This is a genomic window from Moorena producens 3L (assembly GCF_000211815.1).
In the GTDB taxonomy this organism is placed as follows: domain Bacteria; phylum Cyanobacteriota; class Cyanobacteriia; order Cyanobacteriales; family Coleofasciculaceae; genus Moorena; species Moorena producens.
The window spans coordinates 37,437-55,539 of sequence record NZ_GL890967.1; the positions used below are offsets into that span (position 1 = coordinate 37,437).

Below are 18,103 nucleotides of genomic sequence, written 5' to 3' on the forward strand. Positions count from 1 at the left end.
CCCCTTGTTAATCAATTTAGTATGATAATGATTATCCCAAATTACGGTAATTTCCGATAACTATCGGGCGTTGCTGAAGAAGCGCGCTATCGTAATTATCCCAAATTGCTGGAATTTTCGATAACTAACGCGCGTTGCTCAAGTCAACGCGATCGCGAAGCGTCGGGCAAAGCCCGAATCGCACTCTTATCCCAAATTGCTGAAATTACCAACAGTAAACGATTTTCACGCTTTGTTGCTGTTGCTAGCTCTATCATGATTAGCCCAAATTGCTGTAATTTTCGATAACTACCGAAACTGATTAAGCTAGCACTATCGTGATTTCCCAAATTGCTGGAGTTTCCAACAGTCAAGGATTTTCACGCTTTGTTGCTCAAAAAGGCGCGATTGACCGTAGATCAAGCTACGCGATCGCATTCTCTCAACATTGCTCAAATCAGCAACACTGACTGGATTAAGCTGAATCCACTTAACCTAGCGCTAGTCTTTTACATTGCGATGCTCGGTACGAGCCGCTACGCGTACGCACTCTTTCCCAAATTGCTGAAATTTCCAACACTGACTGGATTAAGCTGAATCCACTTAACCTAGCGCTATACTTATCCATAAGTATCCTCAATGCTGAAAATTGGGCGTTGCTGATTCTGGGTATGGTTTCGCCCCCCTAGCCCCCCAATTCTGCGGTGCGACCCGTGGCGAATTTAATTCGCCGACGGAAAGCGCACCGGTGGGGGAACAAAACTTTCAAAATCCCTCAAATTTGGGGGATTTAGGGGGCTTTAACAAAACCATATGATCGCGCATTCATTCCTTAATTCAGCAACGCCGAAAATTACTGCAATTTCCAACATATTGCTCAACCCTTGCTACCACAAGACCTAGGACTATACCAATTACTCTTAGGAGTAGCAGTATTCGGTTCAGCCGTCAAGATAATTGTACCATCCTCCCGAACAGTCCAACCCTGAGCTTCCACTATTTTCTTCTTGGGACGAGCAGGAGTAGGAGTAGAGGCAGTCCGGCGTTTCCCTCTCATGGGTAAGTAACTGACATCAGGGGTGGGAGTAGAGGTAGCTTCTTCGATGTTCTCTTCTTCAGTATCAAGGGTAACCCAATCTACCAGTACAGACTGTTGATTAATTGGGTCTAGAGGACTTGGGGGTAAGCCACCTCGTCCAGTCACAATGAATTCACCCAGTTCATCTACCGCTACTTTTCCACTCCTGGGACAGTTAGCAACAATTAATGATGAAGGGTCAACTAGTGATGTTGGTAATATCTCAGGATCCTGGGTAGGATTAACTGCAGCATCGATCTGCAACACACCAGCTAACTGACCCGGCGCAAAACTAATAGCAGAGATATCATTAAATGGAGTTCGACCTTCCTGTAACCTGAAGTTTCCGAATAAGCCTTGCAGCTTGATTTTGATCTCTCCACCTTGGCCTTCTTCAGCATTAGCAAAGATATCGTTACCTGTTTCACCGTCGGAGGGGAATAGGATCAGTAATCCACCGTCAATAATTATGTTCCCGCCTTTGACATCATCACCACCTGTAGCATCAGCCAAGATCAAGCTGTTGTTATCGAGTGTTGTCAATCCTGATACATTGATCTTGATAGTTGCTGCGTCTTCGCTGTTGGTTTGTGGGTCGGTTGATTTTCCAGTACCAGCTACAAGTTGGCCGTTGTCTAGGGTGAGAGATTCAGCCTCAATGGTCAGTTCGCCAGCTACTCCTGGTTCGCTCTCATCCACGTCAGTGTCTGGCAAACCATCCTGATCTAATGGCACAGCACTTACTGATATTCTTGCTCCATCTTTGACAGTTAGGTTATCAGTTTCTATTCTCAAGTCTCCAGCATTGCTACCTCTGCTGGCTCCAACGGAAATCCGGCTTTCAGGGATATCATCTTGGATAACCAGGATATCATTGGATGTCTCGAGTTTGATCTCGCGTTTTTTTTGTTTGCTTTTGTTTTTATCGTCTTCTATCTCTTCTTTTTGATCTTCTATCTCTTTCTCTTTTTTTACTATATTTTCTAGGATTTTTTCAGTTTCTTTTTCTGAAAGTTCATCATTGAGTTTATCCTTGAGTTTTTTGAGATCATTCTGCTGCTTGAGGAGTTTTTTATTTTCGTCTTTAAGCTCTTTTTTAAGTTTTTTATCTTCTTGAGCCAGCTCTTCCTTTTGTTTTTCCAGTCTATCCTTGATCCTATCAAAAGTGGATTTTGAAGATTTTGGACCACTTCCACTAACAATAACTTGGTCTGAAGCGTTAATCGTAATCTTGCCAGCATTGCCAACCTGACCATTGTCCTGATCATCATCTAAGGATTTAGTCTCAATTTCTCCCCCTTCGGTGACACCTACTACCTCGATGAGACGACTATTGGTGGCAGTAGAAATAATTTCTCCCCCTTCAGTGACTTCTACTTCCTTAGCATTGATTGTGATTTCACCGCCTTCAAATTCACCTATGCTGCGAGCGCTGATAAATGAGCTATTCGATACGGTTAGTTTACCATCCGTATTGATCTCAATCGTTCCTCCCTTAGGCTTATTGTCTTTATTGTCTCCAACAGCCTGGGCTCCTAGTTGACTTTCGGTGGCTATGCGACTGGGTCTTTTAACCCCATAAATTTCCACAAAATGGGTGGCATTGACTTTAATATTACCTGCTGGAATTTTGCCTTCAGTGGAAGCTTCTATTCTCCCTCCATCTTTGAGGGATAGAGAGCGAGCTTTAATGGTAATGTTACCAACGCCTTCTTGTTGTTTTCCAGCCTCAGCACTTACCACAGTTGTAATGTCACTGTTGGTAACCTCAATCTTATCCTTAACCTCTACCTCGATATTTCCCGGATTTCCACCATTCTTACTCCGAGTCTGAGCAGTTATCTGGCTTCTCTTGCTTAAAGAAAGTGAACCAGCTTCAATGATTATCTCACCACCATCAGCTGTAGCACTCTCAGCATTGGATTTCGCTTCAATTTGGGCTCGATCTGTCATGATGAAGTCTCCCTCCACTCTGATGGTGATATCTCCCGCCTTTCCATCTCCTGTTGTATTAGTAGTGATACCATCAGAACCACCTCTACCTGATGCTCCAATCATCGTCAGTGATCCGACATCGATTTTTATTTCACCGCCATCACCGCCACCTTTTGAGTCGGTCTTAGCCGTAATTTGGACGAAACCTCTCTTCGATTCAGGATTGCTGGGATTGCGAGCATCAATGAATAGGGACTTAGCTTTGATCTCAATGTCCCCGCTCGCTCCTTTCGCTTTTTTGTCATTAGTATTCTCAATTTTACTGTTGAATAGAACATTAACTGATTCTCCAGCTAAAATGGTAATTTTTCCGCCATCTCCGTCCCCTTCATTTTCGACCTGAAGTCTGCTCCTATAATTGAGGGTAACATCGCCATCGACATTTAAGGTCACATCCCCAGGACTACCCTGTCTTTCGTTTTTACGTTGTTCGGTTTGAATGGTACCATGCTTTTTCAGTTCTACATCGCCACTCACATTGATGGTAATGCTGCCGGTATCACCATCTCCCTTTGTTCTTGCCGAAATACCCGGTTCTTCTTTCTCAGATTCCACCATCAGGGAGCCAGCAGTAATTTGAATACTTCCCCCTGTGCCACCTTTTTCGTCAGTTAAAGTAAAGATTCCGTTTTGAGTCTTCTTGTTACTAGAAGAAATAATCGAAACTGAGTCATCAGCGGTGATAACAATATCACCCCCTTTCTGACCATTGACCTTAGTTATGGTGAATATTCCCTGCTCCTTTTTAGCAGTTTCTACTGTCAACGAGCCAGCGTCGATAGTAATTTTTCCCCCTTCTCCACCTTCATCCTCTGTTATCGTAAAAATTCCCTGGCGCTCTTTTCTAGCAGTAGACTTAATTAAGACTGATTCATCAGCGCTTATACTAATATCACCGCTTTTTTTACCATTATTCTCAGTTTTAGTAAAAATTCCCCGGTCTCTATTATTTTCCGAGTTTTCTACTTCTATTGAATCAGCAATAATCCTAATCTCACCACCATCAACATCGCTATCTTTGGCTACGGAAGTTTCTATAGCGCTATCCTTAATAACAACATTCCCTTTCTTGACCCCATCGGGAAACTCTAAACCCAGCTTGTCACCCTCTTGAGTCAAAGCTACTTGTCCTGGTGCGCCCAATCCCGCTAACAGAATATTCCCACCTTGATTGGTAGATATCTTACTATCTTCCTTACTATTCTCTTTCTTACTAACTTCAATATCACCACCGAGCAACAACAGGTTATCAACCGCTAGCTTTTCCAACTTAGCTTGACTGGTAATCTTACCCGGAATTTGATTAAAGAAGAATACATTAGGATTAACGGTCAACAATGGCGACGGAGGCTCTGGATTAGAAGCACTAAACACTCCTCGATTCCCAAACCCAATCCCATCAGCAGTGGTGCCCACAAAGGAACCGGATACATCCAGCTTGGCATTCTCCCCAAACAAAATCCCCTTGGGATTAATCAAGAACAAATTCGCGCCACCATTGACACCCAAGGTGCCAAAAATATTAGAGGGATTAGCACCAGTTACCCGAGACAGAATATTTTCAATGCCAGCTGGATTAGCAAAATAAACCCTTTGCCCATCTGAGACATTAAACTCTAGGAAACTGTGGAACAAATTGATATCCCGGATTGCTCCTCCTTTAATGAGATCAACAATTTTCCCATTTACCTCACCAGAGCCTAGGTCTAGCAAAGACCTTTCCCCCTGGGGCAAAGTCGCATCAGGAGTAATCTGAGCATTAGCTTGGTTGACTGAAAATGCGTACGCTCCACTAATGGCTAAGCATAGGGCTAAACCTAACTGAGTGTTATAGCGTTTCAATACATCTAATGCCATGGGATTCGTTCTCCTGAGCCTGGGGAGGGGTATTTAACTTAAGCTATCAGCTTATGCGCTACGCGCACGCTACGCGAACAGTTATCAGCTATCAGCTTGCCCATTGACGCAAGCTACGTGGGCTTTATTTTAAGCTGACGGCTGACGGCTAATTGCTGACAACTGATGTTTGATTAATAGTCGGTTCAAGCTGCTATTGCTACTAGCAATACTAATTATTACTGCTGGGTATAATAACAGAAATTATTATACCTATATTTGCTAGCAATTGATGTGAATTTTTGTGACATATTTGTGACATTAAAGTTAGCCAGAGCTACAGGGATGGGTCTCTAAGGCATAAGCAAGGCATTATAGGGAGCCAAAATCCATCGTGATCATTTTTGTTCCTTGTTCCCTTAAAGCTGTTTGACCTGATGGTGCGTTACGGGTCGGGCTGTTTCAAGCGGAAACAGGCGGAAAATCAGAGCTAGCCCGCCCCTAAAGCACCCTACGCCACTAGACAAAGTCTGATAATGTAATAAAATGTAAATAAAGTTAAAAACTATTCATAAAATAATCTGGCTAAGGACTTGATAAAAAATAAAAAATGTGTTAAAGAAAGAAGCCAATGGGGTGATCTTACCTGGTGTGTCCTATAGCCACCTAGTAAAAGCCTTGGTAATTCCCGGCAAAACTCGGAAGTTATCTAGCTAGGTTGCAGGCCAAGGATTAGTTTCCTACGTTGTTTTAGTCATGATACCTGGGAGTGACCTCCAGCTCCCAGCTCTATCGTCAACTATTAAGTTGAAGGCAAAATGTGTGGTTGGCAAAACACAAGCTATTACAACATGGCCGAGGAAAACATTACCGATTTGAGGCGCACTAAAAATGCAAAATTACGTATTTGTTATTGATACGAACAAGCGACCACTAAACCCTATATCGCCAAAGAAGGCACGACGCCTATTAGATAAAGGAAAAGCTGCGGTTTTTAGAATGTATCCATTTACGATCATCCTTAAGACTGCGATCCCAAATCCGACTATCTCACCAAGTCAAATCAAGATAGATCCGGGAAGTAAAACTACTGGGTTTGCCATAGTTCAAAACGACCAAGTTATTTGGGCAATGGAGCTAGAACACAGAGGGGCACTGATCAAGAAAAAACTAGAATCCAGAAGCGCCGTTAGGCGTGGGAGACGTAATCGTAATACCCGTTACAGGAAGCCAAGGTTCCTTAACCGCAGGCGTCCGGAGGGTTGGATTGCTCCGAGTTTGGAACACAGGGTCTTAACTACTGAAACCTGGGTGAAACGACTGATCAAGTTTTGTCCAGTCAATCAGATCTGGATCGAAAGAGTTAAGTTTGACACCCAAAAAATGCAGAATCCTGAAGTCAATGGTACTGAGTACCAACAAGGTGAACTGGCCGGGTATGAAGTGAGGGAGTATTTGCTTGAGAAGTGGGGAAGGGAGTGTGCCTATTGTGGCAAGCAAAATGTTCCTCTACAGATTGAGCATATTCACCCAAAATCATGTGGTGGAAGCGACCGGGTCAGCAATCTTTGTCTGGCCTGCGAAAAATGCAATCGACGGAAAGGGAATAAGCCTATAGAGGAATTCCTAAAGAAGAAGCCAAGCTTACTTCAAAAAATCAAAACCAAGGCAAAACAACCATTAATGGATGCAGCAGCGGTAAATACGACTCGGAACAAGATAGTGAAGGTACTCAAAGAAATAAAACCTGTAGTTACCGGCACGGGTGCTCAGACAAAATATAACCGAACTAGGTTGGGACTACCTAAGCAGCATTGGATTGATGCCGCTTGTGTTGGAGATATCAAAACTTTGGTGTTAAAGACATCTCAGCCACTGTTGGTTACCTGCAAAGGACAGGGAGGAAGGCAGAAAGCTGCACTGAATAAATATGGCTACCCCATCAGGTATAACCCATTGAAACCTATTAAGGGGTGGTCCAGTGGTGATATAGCTAAAAACCTTTTGACGGGGGAGTTTGGAAGGGTTAACCCTAGGAGCAAAAGTAACTCCTTTAATTACACAGTTCCCGGAAAAAAGGCAATAAGTTTACACCTCAAGAATTTACTTAGGGTCCACTTGAAGGATGGTTATACTTATGGCTTTTGCTGATGATTACCAAGAACTGCCTGAAAATAAGCCTCCTATTTATATGCAGGAAGATTGGGCAAGAGGTTATGACTCCCAACCCAATGAATACGATTATTGGATTGATCAAGTAGAAGGGGAAATTCCTCAGGAGTTGCAGGGCACTTGGTTACGGAATGGTCCTGGTTTGCTGGATATTAATGGTTACCGGGTGCATCATCCATTTGATGGGGATGGGATGATTTGTGCGATCGCGTAGCGTGACCTACGGTCAATCGCATTTGATCACGGTCGAGCTCATTTTCGGAATCGGTTTGTACGCACAGAGGGCTTCTTAGCGGAACAGAAAGCGGGGAAACCGGTATATCGAGGAGTGTTTGGCACTCAGAAGCCTGGGGGTTGGTTAGCCAATCTATTTGATATCCAACTTAAAAATATTGCTAATACCAATGTGATCTACTGGGGTGGCAAGCTCTTAGCCTTATGGGAAGCCGCTAAACCTTACGGTCTAGACCCCCATACTCTTGAAACCTTGGGTGAAGATAACTTGGATGGAATATTAGCAGGAGGTGAATCCTTTGCTGCTCATCCTTGGATTGACCCTAGTAGTAAGCTTGATGGTGGTCAACCTTGTCTGGTAAATTTCGCGATTCAGCCAGGTCTGTCTACCAAAATTACCATTTACGAATTGGACCCGACCGGTAAACTATTACGACGTCAGAGTTATAGTGTTCCTGGTTTTGCCTTTATCCACGATTTTGCGATTACCCCAAACTACTGTATTTTCTTCCAAAATCCTGTTAGCTATAATCCCTTTCCGTTCCTGTTGGGATACCGAGGAGCTGGTGAGTGTTTGGCATATCAGCCTGAACAACCGACGCGGATTATAGTGATTCCTCGTAAACAGAATACAGAGGAAGTCAAAATCCTAGAAACCCAATCGGGCTTTATCTTCCATCACGCTAATGCTTTTGAGGAAGATGGCAAGATTTATGTCGATTCTATTTGCTACGAGTCATTACCAGCAGTAGACGTAGGTAGTGATTTCCGGAAGGTTGATTTTAATGCGAACGCACCAGGGCAACTCTGGCGCTTTAGTTTAAACTTAACTGACAAAACCGTAGGGAGTAAGTTATTAGAAGAGCGCTGTTGCGAGTTTCCTAGCATTCACCCTAATCATGTCGGAAATCCCTATCGCTACTTATTTATCGGAGCTGCTGATCATCCCACCCGTAATGCTCCATTACAAGGGATTCTAAAAATAGATATGGAAACAAAGACACAACAATTCTGGAGTGCTGCCCCTAAGGGTTTTGTAAATGAACCAATGTTTGTGCCACGACCCAATGCTGAACGAGAAGATGATGGTTGGGTATTGACCTTAGTATATGATGCTAGTCATCACCGATCGGATCTAGTCATATTAGATGGTCGTGATTTAACTAGCGGACCAGTCGCACGACTGCACTTGAAGCATCATATCCCTTACGGTTTACACGGTAGCTGGAGTTCTGAGTTGCTGGGACTGGGGTTGAAGGTTACAGGTTGAAGGTTGAAGGTTGAAGGTTACAGGTTGAAGGTTAGTGGGTTGAAGGTTACAGGTTGAAGGTTGAAGGTTGAAGGTTAGTGGGTTGAAGGTTACAGGTTGAAGGTTGAAGGTTGAAGGTTAGTGGGTTGAAGGTTACAGGTTGAAGGTTGAAGGTTGAAGGTTAGTGGGTTGAAGGTTACAGGTTGAAGGTTGAAGGTTGAAGGTTAGTGGGTTGAAGGTTGAAGGTTGAAGGTTGAAGGTTAGTGGGTTGAAGGTTACAGGTTGAAGGTTGAAGGTTGAAGGTTAGTGGGTTGAAGGTTACAGGTTGAGAGTTTAAACTTTAACTAGAAACTTTTAAACAACATGGGGATATAATGACGCTAAACTTATTAGTTATAAAGCTTTCAGGGAAATTATCAGGTTGGAGCTTTGATGGTTAAAGCTAAGCTAATAACAGAATTTTCCTGGAGGGTGCCAGATGAAATTCAGCGTTGTCATCACGACTTATAATCGTCTAGATCTACTCAAGCGTGCAATTGAAAGCGCGCTTGCTCAGACGTTTCCCTGTGAAATTGTTATCGTTGACAACGGTTCGTCTGATGGGACTGAAGGTTATGTCCAAGAGCGCAGTGAAGCGTTGGCACGTGCTGGTGAGCATAGCTTGGTTTATCACCGAAATTCCGATAATATGGGCCACTCGAAAGCGGTAAATCAAGGGGTAGAGTTGGCAACTGGTGATTGGATCAAGCTGTTGGATGATGATGACTACTTAGCCAAGAACTGCATTGAAGAAATGGCTAATGCGATCGCATTACATCCGAAAGCAGTGATTTGCTCTTGCCAATCGGCTCAAGTAAATACCTTAGGAGTAGAACTAAGTATAACACGGCGAGTAGGTTCACCGCCAAGGTTATATATTGCCCAAGAAGACATTCATTATGGAATGCTTCTGGAAATGGTACCGTTTGGCACCCCAGCGCAAGTCGCTTTCTCCCGTGATGGGTTTCTCAGTTCCGGTGGTTGGGATTCTAGCTTAGATACCAACTTTGATGATATTGATTCCTGGATTAGAATCGCCCAGTTTGGGGATGCTATATTTATCAATAAGTGCCTAGCTTACCGGACGGTTTGGTCTGGTGCTTATAATCAAAAATTTTCGTTCCAGAAACGTCTGAAGACTCATATTTCGATTAAGCAAAAAATCTATGAACTAGTCAGTGAAAAATATCAAGGTAAACTCCCATTACTGTGGGAGCTGGGCGCTTATCTGAGATTACATTGGGGCTTAGTAGCTCTTAAACGAGGTAAGTTGATCAGTGCCGCTAAGTTATTGTTTCCTGAGTGTTTTTCACCGATTGCTTTCTCACCGATTGCTTGGAAGTTGCTGTTACTGAGAAAGACTCTAGGATACTCTCCAGAATTATACCACCAGTTACCGCTTTAATTGGCAACTTGAATCATGAGTTAATGGAAAATTGGCTAGTAACCATTAACCATTAACCATTTTCCTTAACACAAAGTGATTAATTAGTCAACTAAAACTTAAAAATCGAAAATTGGCTAGTAACCAATTAGCTAGTAAGCAATTAGCTAATAACCAATTAACAATTACCAATTAACCCTTAACCATTAACAATTAACAATTTCAGTGAAACCAAAGTGATTAACCGGATTTGATCTGACTACAGATTATCAATTTGTTTGCGGAGGTCTTCCAACTCTTTGTCAACGGGTGAATCTGAGGAAGTCGATTTTTTCTCCTCTGGGGCTGGTAAAGCTCCTTGAGATACAGAACCACCAGCCAACTGAGCTTTCATCGTGGCCAACTCATCTTCAACATCATTGCCTTCCAAGAGTTTAAATTGACTTTCCAAGTCACTACCACCCAGCTCATGGGCAGCTTGAGAACGAGCCTCCATATCCAAGACTTTCTGTTCCATACGCTCAAACGCTGCTACGGAGCCACTAGTATTGAGAGACCCCATGGTTTGTTGTAACTTTTCATTGGCCTTAGCCGCCTGAGCTCGTGCTTTGAGCATATTCTTTTTGGTCTTGGCTTCGGAAATTTTGCCTTCGAGAGCAACCAGATTACGCTTAAGATTATTGACCTGCTCAGTTTGCTGATCCAACTGAGTTTTCAGGGTACCAGCAGTATCAGAATTGCTCTTCTTACGCACCAGAGCCTCACGAGCCAGGTTTTCATCCCCTTTGGTCAGAGCCAGCTGAGCTCTTTTCTGCCAGTTGTTAGCTTCTGTTTGGTTTTTGTTGTATTGCTGCTCTGTGCGTTTTTGTTCAGCAATTGACCTGGCAACTGCTTGACGCAATTGAACCAGATCCTCTTGCATATCAACAATAGCTTGATCAAGAATCTTTTCTGGATCCTCAGCCTTGCTGACTATATCGTTCAGATTAGCTCTAACCACTCTGCTAAGGCGATCAAATAATCCCATAACGCTGTTTATCCTCTAGGAATGTACAAAGTAGGTATAAAACTGGCTTGCTGGTGCGTAAGCCTAGTTAAGTTGTCTTGAGTTAAGTTGTCTTGAGGGACAAGCAATTGTTGCTGTCCCATCTCAAGTCTGATTGGGTAACTGAAAAATTTGCGGGCTTGACCCATACCCTAGCCATTAAGACAGGGAGCCTTTCATCCAGTTTAAAAACTTCTTGGGAAAAAGTGCTAGACAACAAGCTAAGGTTTGAACTTTCTGGCGGCTGAACCATGGGGGATTGATCGGGATTGCTGTTCGAGGGGTTAAAAACTGGTTTCCACAGGCGCTTATGATATAATAGTGCCATCTTCAGCAGAAAACGTCCTTGTCTTATTCTACCTATTCCCTTTCCGAGTATTGAGAAAGAAGGTCGAGAAGGTGCGGTTTGCGTATATAGTAACCCCTTGGGTCAAGGCTCTAAGGTGTTTTGATACAACTTTCTCAAGGTGCAATTGAGGTGACCATGGGGAAACTACTTACTTTTTCCGGCTATTTATCCAATTTTTCCGGATTTTTCGGTTATTATGTCTGAGTTGAGGGTAATTGAGGAGTTTCGGTTCCTTTAATCAGATTAGCCTTCATGGCGGCTAACTCAGCTTCCACATCATAGTTACCTTCGAGAGCAGCAAATTTTTTATCCAGTTGATTGCCGCCTAATTCAGCCATTGCCTCAGACCGGGCTTCAAGCTGCATTACCTTTTCTTCCATCTGTTCAAAAGCGCTCAAGGCACTACTGTTACCCACATTACCCAGCATCTCATTAATTTTCATGGATGCCTTAGCTGATTGAGCCCGAGCAATATACAAGTTCTTTTTAGTTTTGGCCTCTGAGATTTTCGGCTCTAGGGTACGGAGATCTTCCTTAAGCTTGGAAACAAGCTCAGCTTGCTGGGAAAGCTGAGCTTTCATGGTTGTGACAGTCTGTTGATGAGATTTCCGCCGTGTCAGGGCATCCCGTGCCAACTGGTCGTCTCCTGCTGACAAGGCTAACTGAGCGCGACGGTACCATTGCTCAGCAGCGGCTTGAGCCTGGGAGGCTTGTCGTTCCGTGCGTTTTTGGGTAGCGATCGCTTGAGCTACAGCCTGCCGCATTTGAATCAAATCCTGCTGCATATCATCGACAGCCTGTTCCAGGATTTTCTCAGGATCTTCAGCTTGGCTAATCAGACTATTAAGGCTAGCGCGAATTATTCTAAACATACGATCTAATAATCCCATGGCAGCTTTCCATACATGATCAGGGCTTAGGGAATGAAAACTGATGTCATTAAGATTGAACTTGACACTTGACAGTTTCAACTTAACTAAGGATGATAAATCGAAGCAGAAATTCCCTGTTGCTGGAGTTTTCCGACCAAACCTTGTGCTTCATGTTCAAATTTGAAAGCTCCCATCTGAATCCGGGTACCTTGAGATAATTTGCGCACATAGGCATCAGCAACAATTGTCCTAGCTTGCTGTAGGGAACGTTTACCATCGTAGTTGATCAGCACATAGTAGAAAGGATCGCGAGCAGGTAAAGACTCCTCTACCACTGTTCTTAGAGATGCGGCTTGATTCTGGAGTGTTTCAGAGATAGCTGGCTTAAGTAATCCTGACTGTACCCGTCTTTCTGGGGGTACTAAAGAGCCTGAGGTGGTTGGTAATGATGACAAGGGAACCTTTTGCAGTGGTTGAACAGAAGGCAAAAGTACTGAAGATAAGGAAGACCCTTTAGGAGGCATCGGTCTAGTTACCACCTTAGGAGCTGATTCAACCACCTTAGGTAAAGGAACATCTTTTGTATAAAAAGGTTTTTGCTGCGGTCCTGGAGTAGCTTCCACTTGAGAAAGGGTATGTAAGTTCAAGTCTACAAATTCCTCAGAAGCCAAATTAGGTCCACCCTGTAGGGGAGAATGGGGAATCGACTCAGTCTGTTGTGGTTTATGTGGTTTAATTTGCTGAGGGGTTTTGGAGATCTTGGGGATGATGAAGCTGATCAGCCGTGACAGATCCAGATTACTTAACACCGATGGATTGGAGAAGATATAGGGTAGGGTAGCGCTTAACAACAGCAAAAGTACCATGAAACCGACATTTAACGGAGTCAGCAGTTGGTAAGACACCTGCTTTTGGTTGTCAAATTCTTCTTCATCTTCTGCCAGACTCTGTAGTAGTTTTTCTGATGATTCGAGATAATCTTCTGGCTGGGTTTGGTTAGCCCCTAACTTGATCAAACTACCTGAGTCTTCAGGCAATTTTTCAGGAGGGTTAAGTTGCTCCGTAGCCTCTTTCTGAATTCCTAGGCTAGCACTGTCACCATTATTATACTGGGATACAACTGGTGGCTGAGTAGGTTTCGGGGACTGTGATGAGAGGGAATCTAGGGATTCAGTCTCCTCAACCAATGGCTGTTGTGGTTGTTTCTGAGAAGTTGTCGCCTTGGTGGTTAGGTTTGGCAGTGCAATGGTTGATGGCTGGTTTAGTCGAGAGATGGTCTGGTTTGTCGGTGATGGTGAGGGTTTCTGTTTTACCTCACCGACAGAAATTAACTCTAGGGGTTTACGGACCCGGTTACGACCAAGACCACGGTTAGTCATTACTGGGCGTCCTACTCTTCGACGTCGGTAGCGCGCTAATTCTTCCTCTAGTTGTACATCAAGGCTACTCAGAGCAGCTTGTAAAACTGAGTTGAGTTTGTAGTTACCGGTCGAGCTAGGGGAAGAATTAACTGAGGAGTTTTGGCTCATGGCGGACTCTATCGGTCGTTTGTGCTACAGAACAAGCAACAGGACTTAACGCTAGCCATTCTATCTTTAGGGTCACCCTACTAACTATAAGCTAGTTTTTGGCCAGTGTGACACAAGCTTCTAGCGTGGCAAAGGCTTCAACGCTGGGACGTAAGTCCTGAAGCAATCAAAACTATTGTCAAATTAACTAATTATAGCAATTCTCATAGCTATGAGGTACACAATTTCGGAATTTTAGGGAACAGCGGATCTGGGAACAGGGAACAGGTAAGAAACAATAAATAATAGGGATGCGCTGCATCAATACAGGAAATCAAATTCAAAGAAGACTGTACCTCATTACTGCGATAAACGCTATCTAGTAAGGCGATATGCTTAAATCACTCAATCAGATCTTAGATAGGATTACAAATCAGCCCGAGTGGCAAGGTATACAACGCTTGTCATCCCTAATTAAGTGTTGGTCTGAAATAGTAGGAGTGAACATAGCTAATCATACCAGACCCTATGCTATCTCTAGGGATATCTTATATGTGGCTACGTCTAGCTCTGTTTGGGCACAAGAACTAAAATTTCAGCGCCGGATGTTGTTGAAACGGCTTAATGCTGGTTGGTCTGAGCCCCTAGTTGACATCCACTTTTCTCCGGCTCAGTGGCATAAAACACAAGTTTTGGGCAATGGCTATTCAAAATCTGAGTTGACCCCAAACCATAGACATCCTAGCACCATCTTGCCAATGTCTTCATCACTGGTTTGTGAGCAGTTAGACCACACAGAAAACACAGAAAGTAGTCAAGCCACTGACAAAAGTACTGACACAACGAGTGACAAAACTCACATACCCCAAGCAGCGTTTAAACGTTGGGCAAAGATGATGCAGATGCGATCGCAAAATTTACCACTTTGTCCTCAGTGTCAGTGTCCGACTCCACCAGGAGAACTCCACCGTTGGGATGTCTGTGGTCTTTGTGCTACTAAGCAATGGCAAATTTAGAGCAAGGTTTTAGAAGGGAGTCGGGAGTCGGGAGTCGGGAGGTCGGGAGGTCGGGAGGTCGGGAGGTCGGGGGCATTCCTGTTCCCTATTGGCTCTTGGCTCTTGGCTCTTGCCTATTCCCAATTCCCTGTTCCGGGATCCGCTGTTCCCTTGATTTTTAGAACACTGAACTGATACTTTTTCATAAGTTAATCGGGCTAAATTCAGTATCTAAATACACTTTTGGTGTGTTTTTTTGGTTGATCCCTATGGGTTTTTGGTATAAAGCAAGCCAATTCTTTCAGAAGCCATCTCTTTTTGTTACTTTTTGTAAAATAAAATGTATCTATTTGTAACAAACTTCTTAAGAAAATATTAAAGCTTCAGTGGCTAACGATATGGCTATAACCTAGGCTGGTCAACAGCTTGCTATCTATAAGAAGCTGAGGTAAGAGGTAGCAGAATGAAATGTGAAGAGGAGATAAAATTTTCCTGAACAAAGACTTATCATGAAAACATTGAATTTACCTATATCTAGTTGCAGATTTTGCCAGTATTATCAGTCAGAAGGACGACGAGGGGGTATGTGTCAACAACTGGGGGTGCCTGTCAGAGCTAGCTGGAAAGCTTGTGCTTTTGCTGTGCCTACATTTTCTTCTTCTTCTTCTTCTTGGGAGACACTAGAACAGATGTGGCAAGATGAACAACTGATGCTCACAGAGGAGCTATCGGTAACGTGCTCTGAAACATCCTCTGGGACAGACACGACCGTTCAAGGTGAGACCATCACCTCTAAAAGTTCGTCAACAGATATCATGCTGGTGTAAATTGTTGAAGTAAATTGTTCGTATTATCAGCAATATCAGCAGTAACTTACTAGTGACTTTACCCTTAATACAATCAATAATTCAAATAAAAAAATTTCACAAAAACCAGTTTAAACCAAATCTTCTAGTTCTAGTAGTTACCTGCTTACAGGTGTCAGCTGAAAAAGCCAAATAATTTCATAAAAATCGGCACCTGATATCTGCTATTAAAATAGCTTTACTCGCACTTTGATTCAAAATAAGGTGCGTTTTTTATTGATAATCAGATCTTGCACTAAGTTTAAAATTAACCATGTAAAGGTAGGGAACAGGGAAGGGGGAACAGGGAACAGTGATATAAGCATATGCGCTACGCGCACCCTACTTGAGGTGCTATCAGCCATCAGCCGTCAGCCGTGAGCTAAAAGCCCACGCTACTTGAGGTGCCGTCAGCTATCATGCTTAAAATAAACCTCGTTCGTGTAGCGTGCGCCGTTCGCGTAGCGTGCGCCAAGGCACAATATTAAGAATTAAATTCGCCACGGGTCGCACCTAATAGTTCGAGATTAATCAGAATTGAAAGTCTGGGGATTTGCCCATAAGCTGACTGCTGATAGCTGACGGCACCTCAAGTAGCGTGCGCGTAGCGCATATGCTTACACTGCTATAATCTAAGGTAACCAAGGGTATTGACGAAAATCTGGTGGACGCTTTTCTAAGAAAGCTTGTTTACCTTCAGCTCCTTCTTCTGTCATGTAATAGAGTAACGTAGCATTACCAGCTAGCTCTTGTAGACCAGCTTGACCGTCGCAATCCGCGTTAAAGGCAGCTTTCAAGCAACGAATGGCAATAGGACTTTTTGCCAAAATTTCCTTTGCCCACTGTAGCCCTTCTGCTTCCAACTTCTCCACTGGAACGACACAGTTAACTAAACCCATTTCTAGGGCTTGAGATGCGGTGTATTGACGACAGAGAAACCAAATTTCTCGGGCCTTTTTTTGACCAACAATTCGGGCAAGATAGCTAGCGCCAAACCCACCATCAAAACTACCGACTTTCGGGCCAGTTTGACCAAAGATAGCATTATCAGCAGCAATAGTTAGGTCACAAATCACATGTAGGACATGACCACCACCAATAGCATATCCAGCAACTAGGGCAATCACTACTTTGGGCATGGAACGAATCAGGCGTTGTAAATCTAATACGTTTAAGCGAGGAACGCCATCTTCTCCAATATATCCAGCCTGACCTCGTACACTTTGGTCACCACCAGCACAAAAGGCGTATTTGCCATCGGTGTGGGGACCAGCACCAGTTAATAAAACAACACCAATACTGTGATCTTCGCGGGCATCACAGAAAGCATCATAAAGTTCAAAGACGGTTTTGGGACGAAAGGCGTTGCGTTTGTGGGGACGATTGATGGTAATTTTAGCAATACCGTCGGTTTTGTGGTATAGAATGTCTTCGTAAGTTTTGGCAGTTTGCCAATCAATTTGCATAACCTTTTCCATGGGTGCGATCGCTGTTTAAGTTCACAATCATATCAAATTAAAAACGTTACCTTGTTTCTAAGCATTGTCATTCCCACTTACAATCGCTTACCGATTCTCAAAAAGTGCCTAATCGCATTAGAACATCAGCAACTCAGGCAAGATAAAGATCGCCAGGTCTTGGATTATGAAGTTGTCTTAGTAGATGATGGCTCAACGGATGGCACTTTAGATTGGTTGACAGCACACGGGGATCAGTTTCCCCATGTACGCTCATTTGCTCAAAACCATGCTGGACCGGCTGCAGCCAGGAATCTAGGGGTGAAGCAGGCGCTTGGTGAAATAATTATCTTTATTGATAGTGATTTAGTAGTTACTGAGCATTTCCTCCAGTCTCATGCTGATGCTTTGGTACAGGCACAGCAGCGTCTGGGATGCGATCGCTTATTTACCTACGGTTGGGTGATCAATACCTGTAATTTCGACGACCCTACCAGCGAACCCTATAAAATTACTGATTTCTCTGCTGCCTATTTTGCGACGGGGAATGTTGCGATCGCACGCAAATGGCTCTTAGAAGCTGGACTGTTTGATACCCGCTTCCAACTTTATGGCTGGGAAGACTTAGAACTGGGTGTCCGACTAAAACAGCTGGGCTTAAAACTGATTAAATGTCCCGAAGCGGTAGGTTATCATTGGCATCCTCCCTTTAGCCTCGACCAAATTCCCCGGATGATTGACCGGGAAATTCAACGGGGGCGTATGGGTGTATTGTTCTACCGGAAGCACCCTACCTGGGAAGTCAGGATGATGATTCAGATGACCTGGCTACACCGATTACTCTGGGGGATTCTGTCTTTAGGTGGACGACTCAACGAACGCACTATGGCTCCCTTTTTACAATGGCTAATTGACCGAGGTAAATCCCAGCTAGCTTTAGAAATTGCCCGAATTTTCCTTAACTGGTATAACGTCCAAGGTGTTTATGCTGCTGAGCGGGATATGGAAGGTTGAAGGTTTAAGGTTGAAGGTTAGATGTTGAAGGTTGAAGGTTTAAATTTTAATG

General features: G+C 43.6%; 13 protein-coding genes and 1 pseudogene. 8 read left to right on the plus strand and 6 right to left on the minus strand.

The window, feature by feature from the left end:
- Nucleotides 1–143 precede the first annotated feature (143 nt).
- A complete protein-coding gene (locus tag LYNGBM3L_RS27375) occupies nucleotides 144–353 on the minus strand; it encodes a hypothetical protein (RefSeq protein WP_044495053.1) in 210 nt (69 codons plus the stop codon).
- Between the two features lie 503 nt (nucleotides 354–856).
- On the minus strand, nucleotides 857–4,909 hold the full coding sequence (locus tag LYNGBM3L_RS27380; protein WP_008189070.1) for a two-partner secretion domain-containing protein: 4,053 nt from the start codon (nucleotides 4,907–4,909) through the stop codon (nucleotides 857–859).
- Between the two features lie 870 nt (nucleotides 4,910–5,779).
- Between LYNGBM3L_RS27380 and iscB the strand changes: the two genes are divergently transcribed.
- From iscB to LYNGBM3L_RS27395, 3 genes and pseudogenes are all read left to right on the plus strand, one after another.
- Nucleotides 5,780–7,039, plus strand: a complete 1,260-nt coding sequence (gene iscB, locus LYNGBM3L_RS27385; protein WP_008189072.1) for an RNA-guided endonuclease IscB — start codon at nucleotides 5,780–5,782, stop codon at nucleotides 7,037–7,039.
- Nucleotides 7,026–8,564, plus strand: a pseudogene (locus tag LYNGBM3L_RS27390) (carotenoid oxygenase family protein). Before iscB ends, LYNGBM3L_RS27390 begins: the two are co-directional and overlap by 14 nt.
- 457 nt (nucleotides 8,565–9,021) lie before the next feature.
- A complete protein-coding gene (locus LYNGBM3L_RS27395) occupies nucleotides 9,022–9,987 on the plus strand; it encodes a glycosyltransferase family 2 protein (RefSeq protein ID WP_008189076.1) in 966 nt (321 codons plus the stop codon).
- A gap of 238 nt (nucleotides 9,988–10,225) precedes the next feature.
- Here LYNGBM3L_RS27395 and LYNGBM3L_RS27400 read toward each other — a convergent pair whose 3' ends face one another.
- Complete coding sequence (locus tag LYNGBM3L_RS27400) at nucleotides 10,226–10,993, minus strand: PspA/IM30 family protein (RefSeq protein ID WP_008189078.1); 768 nt, start codon at nucleotides 10,991–10,993, stop codon at nucleotides 10,226–10,228.
- 92 nt (nucleotides 10,994–11,085) lie between these two features.
- Here LYNGBM3L_RS27400 and LYNGBM3L_RS44435 point away from each other — a divergent pair, with 92 nt between their 5' ends.
- On the plus strand, nucleotides 11,086–11,259 hold the full coding sequence (locus tag LYNGBM3L_RS44435) for a hypothetical protein (RefSeq protein ID WP_154659935.1): 174 nt from the start codon (nucleotides 11,086–11,088) through the stop codon (nucleotides 11,257–11,259).
- Between the two features lie 295 nt (nucleotides 11,260–11,554).
- On the opposite strand, the gene LYNGBM3L_RS27410 is transcribed toward LYNGBM3L_RS44435, so the two are convergent.
- On the minus strand, nucleotides 11,555–12,250 hold the full coding sequence (locus tag LYNGBM3L_RS27410; RefSeq protein ID WP_008189083.1) for a PspA/IM30 family protein: 696 nt from the start codon (nucleotides 12,248–12,250) through the stop codon (nucleotides 11,555–11,557).
- An 86-nt stretch (nucleotides 12,251–12,336) separates the two neighbouring features.
- The gene (locus tag LYNGBM3L_RS27415) at nucleotides 12,337–13,761 is read right to left on the minus strand and encodes an atrophin-1 family protein (RefSeq protein ID WP_008189085.1); all 1,425 of its coding nucleotides are present in this window, start codon (nucleotides 13,759–13,761) and stop codon (nucleotides 12,337–12,339) included.
- 371 nt (nucleotides 13,762–14,132) lie between these two features.
- Here LYNGBM3L_RS27415 and LYNGBM3L_RS27420 point away from each other — a divergent pair, with 371 nt between their 5' ends.
- The 3 genes from LYNGBM3L_RS27420 to LYNGBM3L_RS46180 all read left to right on the plus strand — a co-directional run bounded on the left by LYNGBM3L_RS27420 (nucleotide 14,133) and on the right by LYNGBM3L_RS46180 (nucleotide 15,562).
- Nucleotides 14,133–14,756: a DciA family protein gene (locus LYNGBM3L_RS27420; protein WP_008189087.1), complete on the plus strand. Its 624-nt coding sequence runs from the start codon at nucleotides 14,133–14,135 to the stop codon at nucleotides 14,754–14,756.
- Entirely contained in the window at nucleotides 14,744–14,917 is a 174-nt protein-coding gene (locus tag LYNGBM3L_RS44440) for a hypothetical protein (protein WP_154659936.1), read from the plus strand. Before LYNGBM3L_RS27420 ends, LYNGBM3L_RS44440 begins: the two co-directional genes overlap by 13 nt.
- Before the next feature lie 327 nt (nucleotides 14,918–15,244).
- A complete protein-coding gene (locus LYNGBM3L_RS46180) occupies nucleotides 15,245–15,562 on the plus strand; it encodes a hypothetical protein (RefSeq protein ID WP_044495055.1) in 318 nt (105 codons plus the stop codon).
- Between the two features lie 650 nt (nucleotides 15,563–16,212).
- On the opposite strand, the gene menB is transcribed toward LYNGBM3L_RS46180, so the two are convergent.
- On the minus strand, nucleotides 16,213–17,046 hold the full coding sequence (menB, locus tag LYNGBM3L_RS27430; RefSeq protein WP_044495057.1) for a 1,4-dihydroxy-2-naphthoyl-CoA synthase: 834 nt from the start codon (nucleotides 17,044–17,046) through the stop codon (nucleotides 16,213–16,215).
- A 63-nt stretch (nucleotides 17,047–17,109) separates the two neighbouring features.
- Here menB and LYNGBM3L_RS27435 point away from each other — a divergent pair, with 63 nt between their 5' ends.
- Nucleotides 17,110–18,051, plus strand: coding sequence for a glycosyltransferase family 2 protein (locus LYNGBM3L_RS27435; RefSeq protein WP_008189094.1), 942 nt, complete (start codon nucleotides 17,110–17,112; stop codon nucleotides 18,049–18,051).
- Nucleotides 18,052–18,103: the final 52 nt, after the last annotated feature.

Bases quoted from the DNA above. Each gene is read 5' to 3' on its own strand.
- LYNGBM3L_RS27420 (WP_008189087.1), top strand. From the start codon at position 14,133: ATGCTTAAATCACTCAATCAGATCTTAGATAGGATTACAAATCAGCCC.
- LYNGBM3L_RS44440 (WP_154659936.1), top strand. From the start codon at position 14,744: ATGGCAAATTTAGAGCAAGGTTTTAGAAGGGAGTCGGGAGTCGGGAGT.
- LYNGBM3L_RS27400 (WP_008189078.1), bottom strand. From the start codon at position 10,993: ATGGGATTATTTGATCGCCTTAGCAGAGTGGTTAGAGCTAATCTGAAC.
- LYNGBM3L_RS27415 (WP_008189085.1), bottom strand. From the start codon at position 13,761: ATGAGCCAAAACTCCTCAGTTAATTCTTCCCCTAGCTCGACCGGTAAC.
- LYNGBM3L_RS27410 (WP_008189083.1), bottom strand. From the start codon at position 12,250: ATGGGATTATTAGATCGTATGTTTAGAATAATTCGCGCTAGCCTTAAT.
- menB (WP_044495057.1), bottom strand. From the start codon at position 17,046: ATGCAAATTGATTGGCAAACTGCCAAAACTTACGAAGACATTCTATAC.
- LYNGBM3L_RS27395 (WP_008189076.1), top strand. From the start codon at position 9,022: ATGAAATTCAGCGTTGTCATCACGACTTATAATCGTCTAGATCTACTC.
- iscB (WP_008189072.1), top strand. From the start codon at position 5,780: ATGCAAAATTACGTATTTGTTATTGATACGAACAAGCGACCACTAAAC.
- LYNGBM3L_RS46180 (WP_044495055.1), top strand. From the start codon at position 15,245: ATGAAAACATTGAATTTACCTATATCTAGTTGCAGATTTTGCCAGTAT.
- LYNGBM3L_RS27380 (WP_008189070.1), bottom strand. From the start codon at position 4,909: ATGGCATTAGATGTATTGAAACGCTATAACACTCAGTTAGGTTTAGCC.